The sequence below is a fragment of the Lentzea alba genome (assembly GCF_011067745.1).
GTDB classification, from domain to species: domain Bacteria; phylum Actinomycetota; class Actinomycetes; order Mycobacteriales; family Pseudonocardiaceae; genus Lentzea; species Lentzea alba.
Window position 1 is genome coordinate 174,230 of record NZ_JAAMPJ010000015.1, and the last position, 23,014, is coordinate 197,243.

A 23,014-nucleotide genomic window follows, 5' to 3' on the forward strand; every position below is an offset into this window, starting at 1 on the left:
GCGAACATGAGGAACTTTCGCTTAGCGACGCTCGCGGGATCGGTCGTCCTGGCGGGCCTGCTGGTTCAGGTTCACGCGCTGCCGGTCATGGCGGCGGACACCGACACGTCGTCGGTCATGGCCACGGGCCAGCTGCAGGGGATCAACTTCGATCCGAAGAAGGGCACCCTTGATGGCTCGCCGGCCGACCATCTGCCCGGCAACATCCGGCGGCTCGACATCGACCTGCCGAACGGCGCGGCGCAACGGGCCGACTGGTCTCCCGACGGGAATCGCCTTGTCTTCCTGGACGCTCCGATCGGTGACCTCTGGCAGCACGACCTGGCGACCGGCGCGACCCGCAACCTGACCGAGTCGTCCGCGCTTCACAAGGGAGTGCTGCGGGCGCACCACCTGACCAACGGCGACGTCGTCCTGTGCGCGTTGACCGAGCGCAGTGCCGAGGACCCCGAAGGAGACCGCTTCCGCGGCCAACTGTGGGTGCTCCAGCAGCCTTTGGGCACACTTGCCCCGGTCGGTCTCGGCGAGAGCTGCTGGGAGGGCATCGCGGTTTCCAAGAACCCGGCTTCCACCCGCATCGCGTGGAACCAGTCAACCATCGACTTCACCAAGCCGGACGTGCCCATCCAAGCCCTGTTCGGCAAGTCGAAGATCCTGACGGGCCGAATCGTCTACCGCAACGGCCGACCGGAGATCGCCGGTCGGACGGTCGCCCTCGACAAGCGCGACGTCTCCCTGGACACGCCCGCCGTCGAGGCACAGGACTTCCGAGCCCTGCCCGACGCGGACACCGACCCCGACGATGAGCTGATCTTCAGCGCCTACTTCCACAAGGGCGGACAGGCCATGCGCGTCAACCTCGACACCGGTGCCGTCACCGACCTCGCGCCGAAGTCGATCCTCTACGAGGAAGCGGAAGGCATCGACCCGTCCGGCCGTTACCTGATGGTCGAGCGAGACCTCGCCATCACCCTGTTCCCCGGCATGGTCGACATCTGGCGCCTCCCGTTGGACGGCTCAGGGAAGTTCGAGCGGATGACGACGTTCAACTACTACAAGAACTTCGGGGCCAACAACCCGGTCATCTCGCCCGACGGCATGCAGATGGCCTTCGGACTGAAAGTCGAGGGCGCCGAGGGCGAGGGCGACGGTATCTTCCTGATGGACCTCAGCAGCTGACGCAGGGTCGGCGCCGGCGGTGACGGTGGGCGGTGAGCCGTCGCTGGGCACAGTGTTCGACGCCGGCTACCGCAGGCTCAGCCGCTCGGCCAGCCCTGCTATCGCGCACTGGGGCTCCATCCGCACGGCAACGACCTGTCCGTGGTGGTGCCGGCGGCCGCCACAGGGCGGCCCGAGGCGGAGTTGCGCCCGGTGATCCGTGAACTGCGCGACATGCGAACGATCGACCAGCCTCGTCCCGGCCGGTTGACCGTCCAGAAGCTGGTGCACGAGCACGCCCGTCTGGTGGCCGACACCGTCGACGACGCAGCGCACCGTCTCGCCGCTGCCCGCGCGATGGTCGTGTGATGTGCGACAGGGCCGATCACGGCGGCCACCCAGGTGAACCGAAGGTCGGGCGAGCAGGGTGTCAGTACGCGACGGTGATGCGGCGTCGGATGACCTGGTTCTGCTCGAGTTCGTCCACCAGGGCCACCGCGTGGTCCTCGGCGCTGACGAAGCTGCTGCCGTCCGCCGCGATGAGCATCTGGTCGCCGCCGAGCCCAGCAGGGCCGGGTCAGGCGATCCGGTGCAGGTCGCTGGAGCAGATGGTGCCGTGCAACGGTTCGCCCCCGGCGAAGCGCGCGACCTCGGCCACGGTGAACTCGCCCAGGCGCCGCAGTTCGTGGCCTTGTGAACCGGCCAGGTGCGGGGTGACGAGCACGTTCGGCAGTTGCAGCAGCGGGTGGCCGGGCGGCAACGGGTTGGGATCGGTCACGTCGAGCACGGCGTCGAGGCGGCCAGAAGCGCAGTGGTGGGTGAGGGCGACGGTGTCCACCAGGGATCCGCGCGCGGTGTTGATGAGCGTCGCGCCGTCCTGGAGCAGGGCGAGCCGCCGGGAGTCGAGCAGGTGGTGGGTTTCCGGCAGTGCCGGCGCGTGGACGGAGACCAGCTCGCTGCGGCGGCACAGCTCGTCCGTGTCGACCAGTTCCGCGCCGAGTGCGCGAGCTTCCTGGGTGGTGACGTATGGATCGGCGAGGAGGAGCTGGACGTTGTGCGCGCGTAGCCGTTCCAGCACGAGCCGGCCTGTCCGCGAGGCGCCGATGATTCCGATCGTGCGGCCGAAGAGCCCGGTGCCTGCACCCGAACGCCAGTCACCCGCCGTGCGGTCCTGTGCGTACCAGTTGGCTCGGGTGAACACGCGTTTCGCCGCGAAGACGATGGCGGACACCGTGTACTCGGCGACCGGCACCGCGTTCGCCTGTGCGGCCGACGAGACCGTGACGCCGTGGGCGAAGACCGCGGGATCGACATGTCCTTTCACCGACCCGGCCGCGTGGATCACGGCGCGCAGCTGCGGCGCGGTGGCGAGCACGGCACTGTCGATGCGCGGGCACCCCCAGCCGGTCACCAGCACGTCCACGTCGCGCAGCACGGACGCGGCTTCCTCCGTCCCGAAGGACGTGAGGGCCGGCCCCGGTTTCAGCCGCACCAGGGTTCGCAGCCGTTCCAGCAGATCCGCGGGGAACAGGTCCGGCAGCGCCCAGGGCTGCATGGCGAGCACCGCGACAGGATGTTCCGACACGGATGGATCCCCTCCGTGAGGCGTGGCTGAGGTAAAACGTTTTACCACGACAGGAGCCCTAGTTGTCAAAGGGTATGGCATCCAAGGTTGACCCACAGATGTAACCGTTTTATCTTCGTGGTCGCCGTGTTCCGGTCAAGGATGATCGCATCGATGGGGGGCCACCGAAGGTGACTGCGGTCGAGACCAGACGGCCATCCCGCGACGTGCACCAGGAGACGCCACGCGCCCGAAAACCGGGACATCGCCGGCGGATCCGCCGGGATTGGCTGCTGCTGGCCGTGATGGCGCCAGGCGCCCTCTACTTCCTGGTCTTCCACTACGGCGCGCTGTTCGGGAACGCGCTGGCCTTCGTCGACTACGTGCCGTTCCTGGGACTCGCGGACAGCGCGTGGGTCGGACTGGCCAACTTCCAGCAGATGCTCGGCGATCCGCAGTTCTGGAACGCGGTCGCGAACACGATCGTGATCGCCGGCCTCCAGCTGGTGTTCTTCTTCCCGGCTCCGCTCGCCCTGGCGCTGCTGCTGCACAGCCTGGTCGGCACGACCGTCAAACGGTTCGTGCAGAGCGTGGTCTACCTGCCGCACTTCCTGTCGTGGGTGATCGTCGTGGCGCTGTTCCAGCACATGCTCGGCGGTGCCGGAGTGGTCAACGGCTGGATGGGCGAGTTCGGTCTCGGGGCGATCCACGTCATCGGCAACCCGGACGCGTACAAGCCGCTGGTGGTCGCGCAGCTGATCTGGAAGGAATGCGGCTGGGCCACGATCATCTTCCTGGCCGCACTGTCCCAAGTGGATGATCAACAGTACGAAGCGGCGGCACTGGACGGCGCCGGCTGGTGGCGCAGGCTTTGGCACGTGACGCTGCCGGGCATCCGCCCGGTGATCGTGCTGCTGCTGATCCTCCGGCTGGGCGAGTTCCTCGAGGTCGGCTTCGAGCAGTTCTTCCTGCAACGGCAGGCGGTCGGGCCGGAGGCGGGCGAGGTGCTCGACACCTTCGTGTACTTCACCGGCTTCGCCAACGGCGAGTTCGGCTACGCGGCCGCCGCCGGGCTGTTCAAGGGGCTCATCGGCGTCGCGCTGGTGTACTCGGCGAACAGGATCGCGCATCGGCTCGGTGAACAGGGGGTGTACCGGCGTTGAGGGCGACATATCCGGCGTGGCAGGGCAAACCAGGGCCGGGGCTGCGGCTCGCGAAGGCGGTGGCGCTCGTCGTCATCGTGCTGCTCGTGTTGTTCCCGTTGTGGACGGTCGTGGCAACGAGCCTCGCCTCGCCCCAGGACGTGATCGCCAACGGTGGCTGGGTGGTGTGGCCGGAGCGGTTCACGTTCGGCGCGTACTCGGAGATCCTGGACGGCGGAGTCGTGACGCGGGCGCTGCTGGTCAGTGGCGGCGTCACGGTGATCGGCACGGCGCTCAGCCTGGTCTGCACGGTGGGCCTCGCGTACGCGCTGTCACGGCCCCACGTCTACGGCGGCCGGCCGATGTTGCTGCTGATCCTGTTCACGTTCCTGTTCCCGCCAGGGATGATCCCGCTGTTCCTGGTGGTGCGCACGACCGGCCTGTTCGACTCCTACGCCGCGTTGGTCCTGCCGTTCCTGATCAACGTGTTCAACTTGATCGTGCTGCGGGGCTTCTTCCAGTCCATCCCGGCCGAACTGCTGGAGGCCGCCCGCATCGACGGCGCCGGCGAACTGACCATGCTGTGGCGGATCGTGTTGCCGCTGTCCAAGGCGGTGCTGGCGGTGGTGAGCCTGTTCTACGCGGTCGCCTACTGGAACCGCTTCTTCGAAGCCATCATCTACTTCAACGACCAGACCAAGTGGCCGATCGGCACGGTGCTGCGCCAGTACGTCACCGGCGGAGCCGACCTCAGCGGTGACTCGACGGTCACCTCCGCTCCGCAGTCGACGCAGATGGCGGTGGTGGTCCTGGCCGTCGCGCCCATCGTGTGCATCTACCCGCTGCTTCAACGCTATTTCGTCAAAGGCGTGCTCACCGGCGCCGTCAAGGCCTGATCCACCCTTCAACGAGGAAGGAGCCACGCATGTCTTCTCACCTCCGCCGACGGTCGTTGCTGAAGTTCGCCGGTGCCGGTGCGCTCGCCACCGTGGCCGGATCCGCGCTCGCCGGCTGCGGCAGCGGATCCACCGGCAACGTCGGCAACGCCGGCAAGAACGTGGTGCCGTGGCCCACATACGTGCCGTTCTCCGGTCCGACGCCTGATGCGCCCGGCGACAAGTCCGGCGTGCAACCGCTGTACCTGAACTATCCGCAGAACCTCGTTCGGTCGGTGCCGGAAGCACCGGGTGACGGTTCGGACGTCACCGCGATGGTCATCACCTACGGCGCCCCGCCCAAGCCGTTGGAGAGCAACCAGTTCTGGCAGGCGATCAACAAGGCGCTGAACGTCAATCTCAAGGTCGTGGTCGTCCCTGACGCCGAGTACGGACAGAAGATGGCCACGCTGATGGCCTCCGGCGACGACCTGCCCGACATCATCATGTTCAGCAACCTCCAGCTGCCCCGCTCCCATGAGTTCGTCCAGAGCCGGTGCGCAGACCTGTCCGACTTCGTCGGCGGGGATGCGGTCAAGGACTATCCCAGCCTGGCCAACATCCCCACGTACGCCTGGCAGGGCATGGGCCGCGTCGGCGGCCGGATCTACGGCGTGCCGCTGGAGCGGCCGAAGCCGGGCAACAGCCTGTACGTCAACCGCACGGCGTTCCAGCAGGCCGGTGTCCCGCGAGAGTGGCGCACGGAGGAGTTCGTCGCCGCGATGACCGGGCAGTCGGGCGGCGGGAGGTGGGGCATCGGCGGCTCCAAGAGCCTTTTCGGCGGCTTCGGCTCGATTGCCTACCACGCCGGTTCGCTCGGTGCACCGAACGCCTGGGAACTGCGCGACGGCCAGTTCGTCAGCACCCTCACCACGCCGCAGTTCGAGGAGGCGCTCGGCGTGATGCGCCGGCTCGCCGAGAAGGGCGCCTACCACCCGGACACCCTCACGCTCAGCGCGACGGACATGAAGACCTTCTGGTACAACGGTTCCGTCCTGTCGATCACCGACGGTTTCGGCGCGGTGGCGAGGGAGACGATGGACGGCATCAACCGCCGGTTCGAGTTCGACCTCGCCCGCCCGTACGGGCCGAACGCGACCCCCTGGCAGAGCGCCGGCATCTTCGGCTACGTCACGTTCAAGAAGGCCAGCGCCGACCGGATCAAGTTGCTGCTGCGCGTCTCCAACTACCTCAGCGCCCCGTTCGGCACCTCCGAGTACGAGCTGGTCAACTACGGCGTGGAGGGCACGCACTTCACCAAGTACTCCGGCGGAATCAGGACCACCGACCTGTTCAAGGTGGAGAACAACGTCAACCTGCCGATCAAGTACCTCGGGGTCGCGCCGGCCGTGCTGCACCTGCCCGGCTACCCGGAGGCGGCCAAGGCCGTCCACGAGTGGGAGAAGGCGGTGTTGCCGGGGAGCGTGGCAGATCCGGAGGCGGGGCTGCGGTCCGCGACCCGTACCAGCAAGGGCGCCGAGCTGACCCGGACCGTCGGCGACGCGATCGGGGCCATCGTGTTCGGCCGCAAGCCGGTGTCCGCCTGGAAGGACGCGGTCACCCAGTGGCGGCAGGCCGGTGGCGACAAGGTGGCCGAGGAACTGGCCAAGGAGCACGCCGCCGCCAAGTAGCCCGCCCGAAGCCGACCGTCGTGTTGACGTGATGTGCAAACCCTCGGATACGACTGGCGCAACAGGATGAACTCTCGCCCTCGCGTGCTGTGAACGTTCCCCGGCCGAGACTGTTCGCGGAGCTCCCGAGTGGCACTTCGGCGCAGCATTTCGCCGAAGTGCCACTCGGGGCTTCAAGCCGCCCTCGTCAGTGCGTACCGGCCGTGGTGAGGCCTGGCGGCCACGTCGGCGTGAGGGGATCCAGCTCAGGCGTCGTGCGACGATCGCGACGATCTCCGTTCGTGAAAACGCTTACTTCGATTCGTTCGACAATCGGGCTGCCCTGGATCGACGGGGGACATCGAGCCGCTGTTGACAGCTTCGACCCATCCCCTTAACTTGGGCTTCCGGACGTGTAACCGTTTTAACTCGCCGGTCCTGCCGGTTACTTCCTGCCGGGCGACGATCGACTGTCGTGTACCCCGGAGTGGATCCGGGTGCACTGGAAGCGGTGACCGGCCGCCTGCGTCGCGGGGCTGTGCCGACAGGCCGCTCGGCCGGGCCGCCCAGCCATGTGGGCCGGCATCCGGCGATAAGCGCGAACAGATCTTGCTCGCAAGGAGGCGAAGCGTGATCCTGTTGGAAAATTGGTGCTCGGGCCGTCTTCACCGAGCTGGACTTTTCGCCTAGCCGGCCGTTTCGGCCGGCAGGCTCCGCGCCGCCCGCGTTGCCGGTGTCGTCTGCTGTGCCGCAACGCCCTGTCGAACCGCAGATTGTCAACGCCAGCAACGTGAAGCCGCACGGTGCGCGACTCCGATGGTGGTCGAGCGCCGGTCCCGGACTCGGCCGGCCCGCCGCAGGTCGTCCGAACTCCCACCCGTTCCCGTCATCAGGAGTGCCCCATGATGCTCGTCCACCGGCGCGGTGCGGGCCGGCGAGCCCTGTCGCTCGTCGCCGCGCTCATCGTCGCCCTGCCCATGATCGTGGTGGGCCAGAACCGAGCGGACGCCGCTCCCGGCCCTTCGTTCACCAATCCCGTCGTTCCCGCGCCCAACAGCGCAGACCCGACGTTGGTGCAGTACAACGGCCAGTACTACTACGTCGCCACCACGTGGACGTCCAACATCCTGATGCGCCGGTCGTCCACCATCGCCGGCCTGCGCAGCGCCCAGGAGAGGCGGATCTTCACCGCGACCCAGAACACGGGCTGCTGCACGATGTGGGCTCCTCATCTGGAGCAGATCAACAACCGTTGGTACATCTACTACTCGGTTGCACCGCGGGCCGGATATGGATCGCGCCGCACGCACGTGCTGGAGAGCGCCGCGAACGACCCGATGGGCCCTTACACCTATCGGGGTGTGCTCAACTTGATGCCGAACGACGGCTGGGCGATCGATGGCGCGGTGCTCAAGCTCAACGGTGCCCTGTACTTCCACTACTCGGCGTTCCACGCCGACAAGCTCCAGTCGATCTACATCGCACCGATGAGCAGTCCGACCTCCGTTTCGGCCTACGGCACCCGCATCTCGGCGCCGACGCTCGCGTGGGAGCGGCAGGGGCAGCCGGTCAACGAGGGATCGTTCGCCCTCCAGCGCAACGGCCGCACGTTCCTCACCTACTCCGCCAGCTACTGCGGCACGGCGGACTACAAGCTGGGCATGCTGGAGTACCGCGGCGGCAACCCGCTCGAGGCGTCGTCCTGGACGAAGTTCCCCAGCCCGATCTTCCAGCGCAGCAACGCCAACGGCGTCTACGGTCCAGGCCACCACTCGTTCTTCACCTCACCCGACGGCACCGAGATCTGGATCGCCTACCACGCCAACTCCTCTGCGTCCCAGGGCTGCGGCACGACCCGGACCACGCGCGTGCAGAAGATCTCCTGGAACGCCGACGGCACCCCGAACCTCGGCGTTCCGGTGCCCACTTCCAAGGTCCTCGCCCCTCCCTCAGGCGAGGCCGCCCGCTCCGGTAGCTGAGTCCGCAACCAGCACAGCAACCTGTGCCTGGACAACCAGAACCTCGGCACCGCGCCCTGGCGCACAACCTGCCTACCGCAACGACATGAACGTCAAGGGTTACCTGCGGTCCCACCACGTCGACTACTCACTCGCCGCCGGCACGGCCCTGCCGCCCCGGCCGGACATCACCTGCTCCGGAGGTGATTCGGTGTCAGGCACGAAGTCGGCTGTTTCGTGTCCACGAACGCCAGCGCAGTACGGCCTGGTCGCGATCACCGGTTGGACCCGGCCACGGCAGCCGGACTACCCGACATCGACCACCCGACGTCCGAGGTGCCGCTGTCCGACATCCCGGTCCGACATCCCCCCGCCCGCACCGCTCCTTCCCGACATCCGTTGGCAACGCGCGACAAAGCTTCTGCCCACGCCCGTCCCCGCACCCCCGGAGTTACTCATGACCATGCAACGACGGACTTTCCTCAGCCTGAGCACGGCCGGAGCGGCGGGCGTTGGCCTGTCCCTGCTCGGAGCGGGGCAGGCGTCGGCCGGCGTCGGGCCGTTGGACACGGCGCTGGCCGCGCCGTTCGCCGTCGGTGTGCGCCGGTATGACTGGACGCGCGGCAGTCGCCGGTGCACCACCTACGTCTACTACCCCGCTACCGGCACCCCCGGCGGCAACCCGGTGACGAACGCCCCGGTCGCCGACGGGGTCTTCCCCGTCTACAACTACACCCACGGCTTCGGCAGCAGCCCGCAGGGCTCGCTGTTCTTCATCCGGCCGCTGGTCGCCGCGGGCTTCATCGTCCCCGCCCCGCACTTCAACTACAGCGGCGCCGGCGAGGTCCGGAGCGGCGAGCCGTCGAAGGACGTCTCGCAGATCCTCACCAACACCCTCGCCCTCAATTCGAGCGGGCCGCTGGCCGGGCACATCAACACCGGCATCGGCGTGGGCGTCTCGGGCCACTCCCTGGGTGGCATGACCACCCACGGTCTGCTGACCGCCTGGCCGGACAGCCGAATCATTTCCGCGAACCCGCAGTCCTGTGAGGACATGGGCACTCCCGCCGCCTCGATCACGGCCAAGGTCGTGTTCGTCCACGGCGACCGCGACGACCTCACCCGGTACTCCTCGGCCCGGCAGGCCTACAACGAGATGAGCTGGCCCAAGGCGTTCCTCACCTTTGTCGGGGGTAGTCACACGAGTTTCTGGAGTGACAACCGTTTCCCGAACACTGTTGTCGAGTGGGCTCGGTGGACCATGAACGGCGACACCGCCGCGCGGGATCGTCTCCCGTCCGCCGCGGCCGGGCCGAACACCCGGTGGGAGGCCCAGTTGGGCGACACGCCCGGCGGCCCGGGTCACTACACCCTGGTGGCCCGGCACAGCGGCAAGGCCGCCGAGATCAACGCGGCCTCCACCGCCGTCGGCGCCCGGCTCGTCCAGCGGACCCCCACCAGCAACCCCAGCCAGCAGTTCGAGTTCGTCGACGCCGCCGACGGCCACGTACGTCTGAAGGCCCGGCACAGTGGCCTGTTCCTCCAGACCACCGGCACCGCGAACGGAGCGGACATCGTCCAACAGACCGACACCGCCGCCACCACCCAGCAATGGCGCGTGATCGACCACGGCAGCGGCGTGATCAGCCTCGTCAACCGGGCATCCGGCCTCGCCCTGGACGTCTGGGAGAACTCCTCCGCCGACGGCGCCCGCATCTCCCAGTACACCTACACCGGCAACGCCAACCAGCGCTTCACCCGCCGGCGCGTCTGAGGTGTGACGGGGCGGGCCGATGATCCGGTGAACCCGCCCAGCCACACGATGCCACTGCTCTGTCCAGGCGATTCGATCACTCTTCGGAGGTCCATCATGCGTTCACTCAGACAGCGTGTGGCGCTGCTTTGTGCCGCGGCACTGGCCGGCGGCGGTCTCGTCATCAGCTCCACGGTGGCATCCGCCGCGGCGGCGACCCGCTACGAGGCCGAAACGGCGCCGGCCGCCTGCGACGGGATCATCGAGTCCAACCACAGCGGCTACTCCGGCGCCGGATTCTGCAACGGCGACAACGAGATCGGCGCGGCGGCACAGTTCACCGTGAGCGCCCCGGAGGCCGACACGGCCACGATCACCATCCGCTACGCCAACGGCACCACCGCACGCCCCGCCGATCTGATCGTCAACGGCGCCACCGCGCTGTCGATGTCGTTCGAGCCCACCGGCGCATGGAACAACTGGACCACGAAAACCGCGGCCGTGCGACTGAACTCGGGCAGCAACACGATCCGGCTCAACCCCACCAGCACTACCGGTCTGCCCAATGTGGACCATCTCGACGTCGAACTGGGAGGCGCCCAGCCGCCGCCCGGCTGGCCATCGCAGTGCACCCGCACCTCGCCCATCGTCTGCCACTTCGACGTCGCTCCCGGCAACTACGAAGTCACCGCATGGATCGGCGACCGTGACACGGCCGGCAACACCTCGATGTCGGTGGAGGCGCGCCGCCGCATCCTGCCCGCGGTCAACACCGCGGCCGGCACGATCACCGCGCACACTTTCACCATCAACGTCCGGCAGCCAGAGGGCCAGCCGACGGGGCAGGGCGGGACGGGTAAGTCCGGACTGGACATCACCTTTGCGGGTTCGGCGCCGAAGCTGTCTGGTCTGACGGTCCGTGCGGCGAACAACCCCCTGGTGGTGTACCTGGCGGGTGACTCGACGACGTGTGACCAGATGCTCGCCCCGTGGACAGGTTGGGGGCAGCTCATGCCGACGCACGTGTCGGCGGGCGCGGTGGTGGCCAACTACGGCGACTCCGGCGAGAGTTCGGGGAGCTTCCTGCGCAACTCGGCGCTGTTCCCGACCCTGAAGCCGCTGATCAAGACGAACGATCTGGTACTCATCCAGTTCGGGCACAACGACAAGTCCACCTCGGCATCGGCGTTCCGCGGCAACCTCACTTCCATGATCAACCAGGTGCGGGAGAGGGGCGGAAACCCCGTTCTCGTCACGCCACCGGTACGGCGGCACTTCGACGGCAACCGGCTCACTCCCACCGCGCAACACGTCAACGGCGCGGGCGTCAACCTGCCGGCGGAGATGCACAGGCTCGGCGACCAGCTCAACGTGCCGGTGATCGACCTGACCGCCAAGAGCAAGGCGCTGGTGGAGTCGATGGGCCCGAACGACTCCGCCAGGCTCTACCTGCGCCAGGCGGAGGACGGATACAAGGACAACACCCACTTCTCCGAGTACGGCGCAGGGCGGATGGCCGACCTGGTCGTCGAGGGAGTCCGCGAACACAACCTGTCCCTGGTCAGCTACCTGCGCTGACAGAGCAGACAGCGCCCCCTCCGACGGGCCCTCATCACCACAACACTCACGAGATTGGTCGATCAGATGCCACCGACAGGTATCCGCACACGCTCAGCACCTCACACCCGTTCCCTGCGCCGCACTCTGGTCAGCGTTCTCAGCACGTTGGTTCTACTGCCGGTGGTCGCAGTTACCGGTGCATCACCGGCCAGCGCGGACACATCCCAGTTCAGAGGCGTGAACTGGGCCGTGCGTGGCGACAACTTCGTCAAAGGCCCGCTCGTCCTCGACGGGCTGAGTCAGTCGGACAGCTACTCGACCGTCCTGGCCAAGGCGGATGCCATCTACAACGGGTTCAAGAACCAGCTCGGCGTCAACACCGTCCGGCTGCCGGTCAACACCCACACCGTCGGCACGTCGTGGTGGAACGCCTACCGCGGCACGATCGACGCCGCCACCGCCAAAGGCTTCAAGGTCATCCTCGCCTACTGGGAGGACGGAGCCGCGTCCGGCGGCCGGATCACCAACATGAACGCCTTCAACTCGATGTGGAACACCGTCACTGCCCAGTACGGCTCCAACAGCCTGGTCTACTTCGAGCCGATGAACGAACCCCACGGCTACAGCGCCTCCCAATGGATCAACCTCGCTGCCTCGTGGATCAACGCTCGCGCGTCGATCCCGAAGGGCCGGATCCTGGTGGGCGGCACCGGTTACAGCCAGGACGTCAGGCCGGTCTGTGCCGACACACGTCTCGACGGGACGCTCCTGTCCTATCACCACTACGTCTTCTTCTACGGCGAGATGGACTACAACGGCTGGGTCCAGAGCTTCCGGCAGCGACTGGGCAACTGCGCCTCGCGCGCCGTCCTGACCGAGTTCGGCGCTCCGATGGACACCGGCCTGAACTACAACAACGCGAACAGCTCCAACAACTTCGTCCGGTACCTCCGCGCGGACACCGACTCCCTGCGGGCACTCAAGATGGGCGCGGTCTACTGGCCCGCGCTCGGCGGCAAGATCACCGCCGGACAGAACTACGACTGGTACTCCATGTTCGCGCTCCACGGCAGCGGCACCAACCTGAGCGTGAGCATCCGCAGCTCCACCGGCGCTGACCGGCTCAGGCACGGCTGGGGTACCGACAGCCCGCAGCCAGGGCAGCGTTACGAGGCGGAGTCCGCTCCCGCGGTGTGTGACGGCACGATTGACACGAATCACGCGGGCTATTCGGGCAGCGGGTTTTGCAACGGTGGCAACGCCGTCGGCGCGGCAGCACAGTTCACGGTGATCCCGGCGGCGGCTGGTACGGCGACGGTGGGGATCCGGTTCGCCAACGGCGGGGATGCGCGGCCGGCGAACGTGATTGTCAACGGGACTACGGTGGCCACCGTGTCGTTCGAGCCCACCGGCTCTTGGTCCGCATGGTCGACCAAGTCCGTGCCGGTGTCGCTCAACGCCGGCAGCAACACCATCCGGATCGCCCCGACCGCGGCAGCCGGACTACCCAACGTCGACGCCCTCGACATCGGAGCCGCCGCCTGACAGCTCGGAGGGCGTCAGGACACGCGGGGACGGACTGAATCGCGGCGGATCACCAGGTGTGTCCCGAGAACGACGTGCGGAGGTGTGCCGCCGCGTGCCTCGTGCTCCAGTGCGAGGCGCACGGCGGTGCGCCCGATCTCCTCGTGCCACTCCATCGTCGTGCCAAGGAGGAGAACCCTCCTCGTCCACCTGGGTGATCGCAAACGTTGGTGTTGACACTCTTCAGAGCATGACGTTACGTTCCCAACTCCCCACTGTTAAAGCGTTTTAACTTGACCTTCGAGTGGAGTGCTCGTGCCCCAGCCTCCTCACCACACCCAACTCAGTCGGCGACGTTTCCTCACCAGTTCGGCGCTGGTCGCCGGTAGCGCGTTGACAGCGCCGCTGCTCGGAGCCTGCAACGCCGGCACGGAGTCCGGCGACGGCAAGACCGTCCTGACCATCATGTACAAGAACAACGAGCTGACGAAGGAGCAGATCGCCGACTTCGAGGCCAAGAACCCCGATATCAGGATCAGCTTCATCGAGCATGACGGCACGCGGCTCAACGCGATGCTCGCCTCGAACGAGCCGCCGGACCTCGTCCGCGCGCCGGCCGTCGGCAGCGCGCGGACCAACGCGCAGGGGTTGGCCACCGATCTGGACCCGTACCTGGCCAAGAGCAGCGTGTTGAAGAAGGAGCACCTGCTGCCGGTCAACGACAGCTTCCGGTGGGACGGCAAGCGGATCGGCCACGGCCCGTACTACGGGATCATCAAGGACTGGAGCCAGGACGCGACGCTCTGGTACAACCGGGCGCTGTTCGAGCAGGCCGGGATTCAGCCGCTGAGCACCGCCGAGCCGATCTCCTACGACGAGCTGTTGGAGATCGCGACGAAGCTGACGAAGAAGAGCGGCGGCAAGACCGAGGCCTACGGCCTCGGCGTGGAGTGGGCCTGGAACCTGTTCGCGCCGATCTCGACGATGATCCTCCAGCAGGGCGGCGAGGTGTACAACACCGACCTGACCAAGACCGACATGACCACACCGCAGGCCCTGCGGGCGCTGAAGTGGTACGTCGACTTCGCCAAGGCGGGCGTCGGTCCCACCTCGCTCGACCCGGCGCCGGACGGAGCCGACCTGTCGCTCTTCCTCGCCAAGCGGATGGCGATCACCCAGGACGGTTACTGGTACGGCGGCAACTTCGTGAAAGAGTCGGACGAGATCAAGAACAACATCGCCATGGCGCCCGCGCCGGTGATGGGCGACAAGCGGATCAGCCCGACGTACGCGGGCTGGGGTGCCTACATCCCCGCGAAGGCCAAGCACAAGGACGAGGCCTGGAGGTTCATGGAGTACTACATGGCCGGGCCGCCGTCGGAGGATCGGGCCAAGGGCGGCTGGGGCATTCCGGCACTGAAGTCGCAGCTGTCGCTCATGCCACAGGAGCTGCCGTACCAGAAGCAGGTCTTCGAGACGCAGCAGGCCGAGTTGCAGCACGCCGGGCAACTGCCCGACTCTCCGTACATCGGCGGCGCCACTGCCTGGGACCCCGTGCTGGACAAGCACCTTCAGCGGGCCATCAAGAACGAGGTCACCGTCGAGGCCGCCGGCAAGGCGATCACCGATGAGATCAACGAGCTGTTGCGGCAAGGCAAGGACCAGATCGGCTAGTGACCGCCACGGCAACGGAAGAGGCGAGGCGCGGCAGGAAACGCTGGCAGCGGTACTCCAGCCGGACGTTCTACCTGTTCGTCTCGCCCTGGGTGCTCGGATTCGCGTTGCTCACCGCGCTGCCGCTCGGCTACGCGTTCGCGATCAGCCTGACCAACTTCAACGGCACCAGCTCACAGTGGCGCTGGGTGGGCCTAGGCAACTACGTCGAGTTCCTGTCCGACACGGATGCCATCACCAGCCTGGTCCGCACCCTCGCGTTCACCGCGATCGCGGTGCCGATCATGGTGGCTGGCGGGCTCGGTTTGGCGGTGCTGCTCAACCGGCGACTGAAGCTGGTCGGCCTGTTCCGGACGGTCTTCTTCCTGCCCTCGGTCGTCCCGGTGGTCGCCGCGGCCATCATGTGGAAGCTGATCTTCAACCGGGACGCCGGCATCCTCAACGCCATCCTCGAGAAGATCAGCATCGGTCCGATCGCCTGGCTGGTCGACCCGAACGCGTTCTACGCGCTGATCATCCTCATCCTGTGGGGACTCGGCGGCGGGATGGTGATCATGCTTGCCGCCCTGCAGGGCGTACCGGCCGAACTGGAGGAGGCGGCGGTCCTCGACGGCGCCAACCGCTGGCACGTGCTCCGCCACATCATCGTGCCGATGATCTCGCCGGTCATCTTCTTCCAGGTGGTGACCGGCATCATCTTCACCTTCCAGATCGTCATTCAGCCGCTGCTGCTGGCCCACTCGAGAGAGGTCGGCCAGGTGACTCACGTGCCGCAGAGCACCCACCTGTACATGGTGCAGGTCTACGAGGAGTACTTCGCCAACAATCGCTACGGTTATGGCTCCGCGATGCTGTGGGTGTTCTTCGTGGTCATCCTGATCATCACGCTCATCATGCTGCGGTCCAGCCGGCTGTGGGTGCACTACGAGGTCGACAGCGAGGCCGAACGATGACCGTCACGCGGACCCCCGCGACCACGCCCGCCACCAGCACACCGCCGGCGGCGCCGTCCCGGAGCTCACGGCGTCGGCGCAATGCGGCGGGCACCTACCTGCTCCTCATGACGCTCGCGGTGCTGTTCGCCGGTCCGTTCGCCTGGCTTGTGCTTGCCGCGTTGAAGACCAAGGCGGAATGGGTTTCCATCCCGACGAAGATCCTGCCGGAGACGCCCCAGTGGGGGAACTTCGTTCAGGCCTTCACCGAGATCAACTTCCCGGCGTACCTGGGGAACTCGCTGTTCCTGTCGTTCATGTTCGCGACTATCGTGACTTTCTCCAGCGCGGCGGTCGGGTTTGGCTTCGCCCGCCTGCGTGGGCGCGGCAAACGCCCGCTTTTCGTGCTGGTGCTGGCCACCATGATGCTGCCGCAGATCCTCACCCTGATCCCGACCTACGTGCTGTTCGCCCGGATGGGGCTGGTCAACACGTACTGGCCATGGGTGATGTGGGCCCTCGGGGCGTCGCCGTTCTTTGTGTTCTTGTTCCGCCAGTTCTTCGCCGCCATCCCCGCCGAACTGGAGGAGGCGGCGATCATCGACGGTTGCGGGTACGGCCGGATCTTCCTGCAGATCTTCCTGCCGCTGTCCAGGCCCGTGCTGTTGACCTCCTTCCTGCTCTCATTCACCTGGACCTGGGGTGATTACATCGCGCCGGCCCTGTTCCTCGACCCCGACCAGACCACACTGTCGGTGGCGATCGCCGCGTTCTACCTCGACCCTCATGGCAACCCCGACGCCACGGTGCAGGCGGCCGCCGCCGCCATGTACGTGGTACCCGTCCTGGTGATCTTCCTGTTCGGTCAGCGCTACTTCATCCGCGGTGTTGTCAGTTCGGGCGTGAAGGGATAACCCACGACACGCTTGGCGAATCGGTTGCGCAGGCCGCACGGGACATTGGATGCTGCAGGGAATCCTGTTCGTGCTGCACACCGGCATCCAGTGGGAGTTCCTGCCGCAGGAGTTGGGCTTCGGCTCCGGTATGACCTGCTGGCGGCGGCTGCGTGAACGCCCGACCCGGCTCCAAGCACCACGTCCTGACCGACGACGGCGGCATCCCGCTCGCGGCGATCCTGACCGGCGGCAACCGTCACGACGTCACCCAGTTGGAACCACTGCTGGACGCGGTGCCGAACGTGCGCGGCTCAGGTCAGGACACGCGGGGACGGACCGAGTCGCGGATCACCAGGTGTGTCCCGAGAATGACGTGCGGAGGTGTGCCGCCGCGTGCCTCGTGCTCCAGTGCGAGGCGCACGGCGGTGCGCCCGATCTCCTCGTGTGGCAGGTGCACGCTGGTCAGGTTGAGGTCGAGCGAGGGCTGCAGATCGTCGAATCCGACCATCGACACGTCGTCGGGCACCCGCAGCCCGTGCTCGGCCAGTGCCCGGTAGGCGCCGCCGGCGATGAGGTCGTTGAGGGCGAAGACCGCGGTGAAGTCGCGAGGACCGGTGGCCAGCCGCTCCTTCATCATCCGGTAGCCCTCGTGCCACTCCATCGTCGTGCCCTCGACCTCGAGCGCGGGGTCGTGCGGCACGCGGTGCGCGGCCAGCGCCTTGCGGTACCCGGCCACCCGGCCGTCCTGCGTGGTGTGGCCGGGACGCCTGCCGAGGCACAGGATCCGCTCGTGTCCGGCGGACAGCAGGTGGCTGGTCGCCGCGAACGCGCCACCGGCGTTGTCGTACTCCACGACCACCGCGGGCACATCGGGGCCGAGCGGCGGGCGGCCGCACAGCACCAGCCGGGAACCGATCGCGGTCAGGGCGTGCGCGTACTGGCTCATGCGCTTGCCGTACTTCTCGTCGGCCACCACGTTGCCGACCAGGATGACCGCCTCGGCGTGCTGCTCCCGCATGAACTTCACCATGGCGAGCTCACGCTCGGCGTCGCCGCCGGTCGTACCGATCAGGCACAGCCGTCCTTCGACGGCGGTCTGGGCCTCCACGCCCTGCGCGACATGCGCGTAGTGCGGCGAGATCACCGAGTTGAGCACAATGGCGATGCTCTTGGCAGAGGTGCCCGCGAGCGCACGGGCGTGGGCGTTGGCGACGTAGTCGAGTTCCTCGACGGCACGCATGACGCGCTTGCGGGTGGCGGGGGAGGCCGGGTAGTCGCCGCTCAGGATGCGCGAGACGGTGGCGACGGACACGCCGGCCCGTTCCGCCACCTCGCGGATCGTGGACCGCCGCCGGCCGTTCACTGGTTCGCTCGCCCGTCGCGTCATCGTCCACCGGCCCTTCCCGTGACCCTGTAACCGGGAACATTGTTTCAGAAAACGGTTACTGAATCATTTATACCCCGTGCTGGGGGTGTCGTCCGTCGGCCAGCGCTCGGGCGCGCCGTCCACGGGATAGCGCGCGTAGGTGACCTGGGCGCCGAGCACCACCTCGATCCGCTCCCCGTCCGGCAGCCGCATCGTGGCTCGGTCACCGGCGACGGACGCGGTGACCGACTCTCGCAGCGCGGCGGGATCGACCCGATCGCCGGTGAGCACGATCAGCGAGGCGTAGACGGCGCTTCCGCCAGGGTGATCAGGTGCCACCAGGTACGGCGTGGCGGAACATACGCCGAATGCGTTGGCGTCCATGGCTTCCGCGGTCGCAGCCGCACAGAAACCGTGCAGGGCGAGCACGACGCTCGTCAGACCGTCCGGCAAACTGACCTGGCTCCACCGGTCACCGGTGCCCACCGCCGGCGGTCGGGAACCGGCCAGTGCGTAGCCGCCGTCCCGGACGACATGGCCAGGTGGGGCGGTCACGCGGTGGACGCGCAGTTCCCACGGTCCGCGCACGATCGAAGCCGTCTGCACCCGCACCGGGCCGTCCTCGTAGGCCGACGCGGCGAACCGGTCGTGGACCGCGATCGGCTCGATGCGCCGCCGGCGGGAGACGACGCCGTCTGGCCCGATCACCGCGAGATGACCGTCCACCGCCCGCACCCGAGCATCTTCGCCGACTTCGGGAGCAGCATGCGACGTGTACCCGAGCCGGGTGTAGTGCGGGTCGTCGATCCCGTCCGCGGACAGGTGCCGCGCCCGGTCGCTGCCGTGGTTGACCACGCGCACCACCCCGTCATGGCGGGTGGCGTGCAGGAGCCAGCCGGGGCCGGGCATCGCGACGACCTGGTCGCCGTCGTCGATCGCCGCGGCGCTCTCCGGCACTGTCCACGCCGGATGGTCCGCGGGCAGCAGCAGTCCGAGGAACGCCTTGCTCGCCCAGTACGGCGAAGCCGGACCGGAGTAGTGCTGAGTGCTCGGCAGGAAGCGGTCGTGCCAGCCGAGGTTGAGCAGGCCGCGCTCGTCCGGTACGCCGCGCTCGACGAAGTGCCGCAGCACGCCGCTGGCGATCCGCCGGGAGCGGCCGGCGGGCAGCGGGGTCGCGTCCATCAGTTCACCCAGCCACAACGGTGCGACGCAGGCGAACCGGTAGCACAGTGACCGCCCCTGATACACCGGCGCGCCGTCACCGGCGAACATGTGCTGGTACTGCTCCAGGAAGAGGCGTAGCCTCTCCCGGTACACCTCGCCGCGTCGCTCGTCGCCCGACATCCGGGACCACAGCAACGGGTACAGGTGCAGAGCCCACCCGGCGTAGTAGTCGAAGCTCCGCCCGGCCCCGTCGGTGTACCAGCCGTCGCCGACGTACCACTGTTCGATCCGGTCGAGCCCGTCGGAGATTCCGGCCGGGTCGTGCGGTCCGCCGACGCCCGCGAGGAACTGCTGAACCATCACGGGGAACAGCACCCAGTTGCTCTGCCACGTCCGTTTGCCCGCCGCGGCGGCGAGCCAGGCCACGACTCGGTCCTGCACCGAGGAGTCGAATCGGTCGAACAGCCATCGACGGGTCTCGTGCAGTGCCAGCGCGATCGAGGCCGCTTCCACGAGCTGTTGCGAGCAGTCGGCAGGTGCCGGCCAGGCGTACCGGTGGCCGGGGTCGGTGCCGTGGGCGAGGCCGTCGGCATACCGCTCGATGAGCTCCGCGGGCACGTCACCACCGGCACCGGCGATGCGGAAGGCCGCGAGCAGGAAAGTCCTTGCGTAGCCCTCCAAACCGTCGCTGTCCAGGCCCGCGCGGCCCGGTCGGCCTGGCATTCGGTACTGGGCACCGCCCGGGGTGGCGTAGGGCGCTACGCCGTCCAGAAGATGATCTGCCACTGCTTCCCAGTGCGCCCTGGTCCACCCTGTGTAGGGCGATAGCAGTCCATCTGTCGAAGGAAGTCGAATGCGAGTTAAACCGTTTGTATCGATGGTTCGAATCTAGGGTCGAGTCGCGATGCGGTCAATACCGTTGCTAGCAACGAAAAACTGACCAACGGTCTTGACACGATCAAGAAATCCTTGGTTCGCTGCCCTCAGCAATAGTAAACGTTTCAACTCTGGCTCAGGTGGAGGGCAACGATGCCCGAACTGTCTCGCCGCACTCTTCTTGTGGGCGTCGCGATGACCGGTGCGGCAAGCGGACTGCACGCACCGGCGCAAGCCGGCGCCGCACTGGGCGGTCAGCCGCCACCGATCCCCGCCGCGGCCGCGGAAGTGCCACTGCGCTGGTTGGAAAGCGAGGCGCCTCAGGCACTCGTCGGCACCACCTGGGGAGTGCCGTGGGCGCGGGGTGCCCTGCCCAAAGGCAGCGAGTTGTCCCTCACCACCGCCGCGGGACAGGACGTGCCCGTGCAGACGTGGCCGACTGGTTTCTGGCCGGACGGGACGGTCAAGTGGACCGCACACGCGATCGGTACGGAGGTCGCGCCGGCGCGGGAGTACCTGCTGCGCACCGGAAAGCCCGCCGCGCCCGCGACCCCGTTGCGGGTCAGCGAGAACCGCAAGGAGATCGAGGTCGACACCGGCGTCATCCGCTGCCGGATCGCTCGCCACGGGCGCGTCCTGGTTCCGTCGATCTCCAGGGGAGACCGGACCATCGCCACCGGCGGCACCCTGGTCTGCCTGCGCAAGAACACCGCGGACGACACGCCTGAGGTGGTGCGCACTGAGCGGTTCACCGCCGACATCCGTGCGGTGACCGTCGAGCAACGTGGCCCGGTTCGCGCCGTGGTGCGTGTCGAAGGTGTGCACCGCGCCGACCGGGGCCCTCGGGTGTGGCTGCCGTTCACCATCCGGCTGTACCTGTACGCGGGCAGCGACGGCATCCGCATGGTGCACACCTTCGTCTTCGACGGCGACGCGAACAAGGACTTCATCTCCGGCCTCGGTGTCCGCTTCCAGGTGCCGATGACCGATCAGCCGCACGACCGTCACGTGCGGTTCGCCGGTGACGGTGACGGCGTGCTCGGCGAGGCCGTCCGCGGCATCACCGGTCTGCGCCGTGACCCCGGTGCGGCGGTGCGGCAGGCGCAGATCGCCGGACGAGCGACACCTCCGGTGTCCACTTGGGACACCCGTGTGAGCAGCCGGTTGCAGTACGTCCCGGCCTGGGGCGACTACAGCCTGCGGCAGTTGTCCGAGGGCTGCTTCGACATCCGCAAGCGCACCCGCGCGGGCCACGGCTGGATCCCGGTGGACTCCGGCCGCCGGGCGTCCGGCCTCGGCTACGTCGGCGGGATCAGCGGAGGGTTCGCGTTCGGCATGCGCGACTTCTGGCAGCTGCACCCCACGCAGCTCGACGTCCGCGGCGCGGCGGGAGAGACAGCCGAGGTGACGATGTGGCTCTGGTCGCCCGACGCCACCCCGATGGACCTGCGCTTCTACCACGACGGGATGGGCCAGGACACCTACCCGAAACAGCTCGAAGGGCTGGAGATCACCTACGAGGACTACGAACCCGGCTTCGGCACGCCGTACGGGATCGCCCGCACCACCGAGCTGTCGTTCTGGGCCTTGGGGGCCACACCGTCCGCGGAACGGTTCGCCCAGCTGGCCGCGGCCGTCCGCACGCCACCGTTGATCGTCGCCGCACCGGCCCACCTGCACGGCGCCGGTGTCTTCGGCGACTGGAGCCCGGTCGACCGCAGCACACCGGCGCGGCGGGAGATCGAGGACCGGCTGGACTTCCTCTTCGACCACCACCGCGGCCAGGTCGAGCAGCGCAGCTGGTACGGGTTCTGGGACTACGGCGACATCATGCACACCTACGACTCCGACCGGCACGTGTGGCGCTACGACATCGGCGGGTACGCCTGGGACAACTCCGAGCTCTCGCCGGATCTGTGGCTGTGGTACCAGTACCTGAGATCCGGGCGCGCCGACGTGTTCCGGTTCGCCGAGGCCATGACCAGGCACACCGGCGAGGTGGATGTCTACCACCTGGGCAAGTGGCGTGACCTCGGCACCAGGCACGGCGTGCAGCACTGGGCGGACAGCGCCAAGCAGCTGCGGATCAGCACCGCCGCGTACCGGCGGTTCTACTACTTCCTCACTGCCGACGAACGGGTCGGCGACCTGATGCGCGATCTCGTCGACGGCGATCGGACGTTCCTCGTGCTCGACCCGATCCGCAAGATCCGTACCGAGCCCTACCAACCGGACCCGCACGCGTTGTCCGTCTCGCTCGGCACCGACTGGAGCGGTCTCGCCGCCGCCTTCCTGGCCGAGTGGGAGCGTGGGGGAGACCCGGTCGCGCTGCGCAAGCTGCAGGCGGGTGCCCGCACCATCGGGGCACTGCCCAACGGTTTCGTCCAGGGCAGCGGACTGTACGACCTGGACACCGGAGCCTTCGCGCAGGCGTCACCGGCCGTCTCCGTGGGCTCGCTCGGCGCGGTGTTCGGCCTCGTCGAGATGTGCAGTGAGCTCGTCGACCTGCTCGACATTCCGGAGTTCACGAACGCCTGGTTGCAGTACTGCCGGCTGTACAACGCCACGGCCGAGGAACAGAAGGCCGAGACCGGTCAGTCGTTCGGCAACCAGAACCTGCGGCAGGCCCACTCCCGGCTCACCGCGTTCGCCGCGGCGAAGACCGGCAACGCCACGCTGGCCGCCAGAGCGTGGCAGGAGTTCTACACCGGCCACGCCGGCTATCCGCGCAACGCACCCTGGAGAACGGTGCGGGTCGACGGCCCGGCCGTGCTCAAACCGGTGGACGAGGCGAGCTTCGTGTCGACGAATGCCTCCGCACAGTACGGCTTGGCCGCGATCCAGTGCCTCGCGCTGGTCGGTGATCACCTGCCCTGACCCGGCACCCGCACCCTGCCCTGAC

General features: G+C 67.8%; 16 protein-coding genes and 1 pseudogene. 14 read left to right on the top strand and 3 right to left on the bottom strand.

What is annotated here, in order from left to right; genetic code table 11:
* The first annotated feature begins 6 nt into the window (after positions 1-6).
* The gene (locus tag G7043_RS40700; protein ID WP_166054047.1) at positions 7-1,179 is read left to right on the top strand and encodes a TolB family protein; all 1,173 of its coding nucleotides are present in this window, start codon (positions 7-9) and stop codon (positions 1,177-1,179) included.
* Between the two features lie 141 nt (positions 1,180-1,320).
* A complete protein-coding gene (locus G7043_RS40705; protein ID WP_166054048.1) occupies positions 1,321-1,527 on the top strand; it encodes a hypothetical protein in 207 nt (68 codons plus the stop codon).
* 208 nt (positions 1,528-1,735) lie between these two features.
* Here G7043_RS40705 and G7043_RS40715 read toward each other — a convergent pair whose 3' ends face one another.
* Positions 1,736-2,743 (bottom strand): hydroxyacid dehydrogenase, encoded by a 1,008-nt coding sequence (locus G7043_RS40715; protein ID WP_207312389.1) that lies wholly within the window; start codon positions 2,741-2,743, stop codon positions 1,736-1,738.
* 170 nt (positions 2,744-2,913) lie between these two features.
* On the opposite strand from G7043_RS40715, the gene G7043_RS40720 reads away from it, so the two are divergent.
* The 11 genes and pseudogenes from G7043_RS40720 to G7043_RS40770 all read left to right on the top strand — a co-directional run.
* Positions 2,914-3,885 carry an ABC transporter permease gene (locus G7043_RS40720; protein ID WP_313888326.1) on the top strand — a complete coding sequence of 324 codons (972 nt, stop codon included), beginning with the start codon at positions 2,914-2,916 and terminating at the stop codon, positions 3,883-3,885.
* Positions 3,882-4,760, top strand: a complete 879-nt coding sequence (locus tag G7043_RS40725) for a carbohydrate ABC transporter permease (RefSeq protein WP_166054049.1) — start codon at positions 3,882-3,884, stop codon at positions 4,758-4,760. The genes G7043_RS40720 and G7043_RS40725 overlap by 4 nt, the downstream gene beginning before the upstream one ends.
* A 29-nt stretch (positions 4,761-4,789) precedes the next feature.
* Entirely contained in the window at positions 4,790-6,430 is a 1,641-nt protein-coding gene (locus G7043_RS40730) for an extracellular solute-binding protein (RefSeq protein ID WP_166054050.1), read from the top strand.
* 881 nt (positions 6,431-7,311) lie between these two features.
* A complete protein-coding gene (locus G7043_RS40735; RefSeq protein WP_207312390.1) occupies positions 7,312-8,388 on the top strand; it encodes a glycoside hydrolase family 43 protein in 1,077 nt (358 codons plus the stop codon).
* Between the two features lie 436 nt (positions 8,389-8,824).
* The gene (locus G7043_RS40740; RefSeq protein WP_166054051.1) at positions 8,825-10,141 is read left to right on the top strand and encodes an RICIN domain-containing protein; all 1,317 of its coding nucleotides are present in this window, start codon (positions 8,825-8,827) and stop codon (positions 10,139-10,141) included.
* A 96-nt stretch (positions 10,142-10,237) separates the two neighbouring features.
* The gene (locus G7043_RS40745) at positions 10,238-11,698 is read left to right on the top strand and encodes a GDSL-type esterase/lipase family protein (RefSeq protein ID WP_207312391.1); all 1,461 of its coding nucleotides are present in this window, start codon (positions 10,238-10,240) and stop codon (positions 11,696-11,698) included.
* 219 nt (positions 11,699-11,917) lie between these two features.
* Complete coding sequence (locus G7043_RS40750) at positions 11,918-13,225, top strand: cellulase family glycosylhydrolase (RefSeq protein ID WP_313888327.1); 1,308 nt, start codon at positions 11,918-11,920, stop codon at positions 13,223-13,225.
* Positions 13,226-13,519: 294 nt separating this feature from the next.
* Positions 13,520-14,878: an ABC transporter substrate-binding protein gene (locus tag G7043_RS40755; RefSeq protein ID WP_166054053.1), complete on the top strand. Its 1,359-nt coding sequence runs from the start codon at positions 13,520-13,522 to the stop codon at positions 14,876-14,878.
* Positions 14,878-15,831 (top strand): carbohydrate ABC transporter permease, encoded by a 954-nt coding sequence (locus tag G7043_RS40760; RefSeq protein WP_166054054.1) that lies wholly within the window; start codon positions 14,878-14,880, stop codon positions 15,829-15,831. The genes G7043_RS40755 and G7043_RS40760 overlap by 1 nt, the downstream gene beginning before the upstream one ends.
* Positions 15,832-15,938: 107 nt before the next feature.
* Complete coding sequence (locus G7043_RS40765) at positions 15,939-16,724, top strand: carbohydrate ABC transporter permease (RefSeq protein WP_207312392.1); 786 nt, start codon at positions 15,939-15,941, stop codon at positions 16,722-16,724.
* Between the two features lie 52 nt (positions 16,725-16,776).
* Positions 16,777-17,041, top strand: a pseudogene (locus G7043_RS40770) (transposase); the annotation flags it as partial.
* Here G7043_RS40770 and G7043_RS40775 read toward each other — a convergent pair.
* On the bottom strand, positions 17,023-18,036 hold the full coding sequence (locus tag G7043_RS40775) for a LacI family DNA-binding transcriptional regulator (RefSeq protein WP_313888341.1): 1,014 nt from the start codon (positions 18,034-18,036) through the stop codon (positions 17,023-17,025). The pseudogene G7043_RS40770 and the gene G7043_RS40775 overlap by 19 nt on opposite strands.
* A 120-nt stretch (positions 18,037-18,156) precedes the next feature.
* Positions 18,157-20,124 carry a DUF2264 domain-containing protein gene (locus tag G7043_RS40780; RefSeq protein ID WP_313888342.1) on the bottom strand — a complete coding sequence of 656 codons (1,968 nt, stop codon included), beginning with the start codon at positions 20,122-20,124 and terminating at the stop codon, positions 18,157-18,159.
* Between the two features lie 141 nt (positions 20,125-20,265).
* Here G7043_RS40780 and G7043_RS40785 point away from each other — a divergent pair, with 141 nt between their 5' ends.
* Positions 20,266-22,989 carry an exo-rhamnogalacturonan lyase family protein gene (locus G7043_RS40785; protein ID WP_166054057.1) on the top strand — a complete coding sequence of 908 codons (2,724 nt, stop codon included), beginning with the start codon at positions 20,266-20,268 and terminating at the stop codon, positions 22,987-22,989.
* The last annotated feature ends 25 nt before the right edge of the window (positions 22,990-23,014 follow it).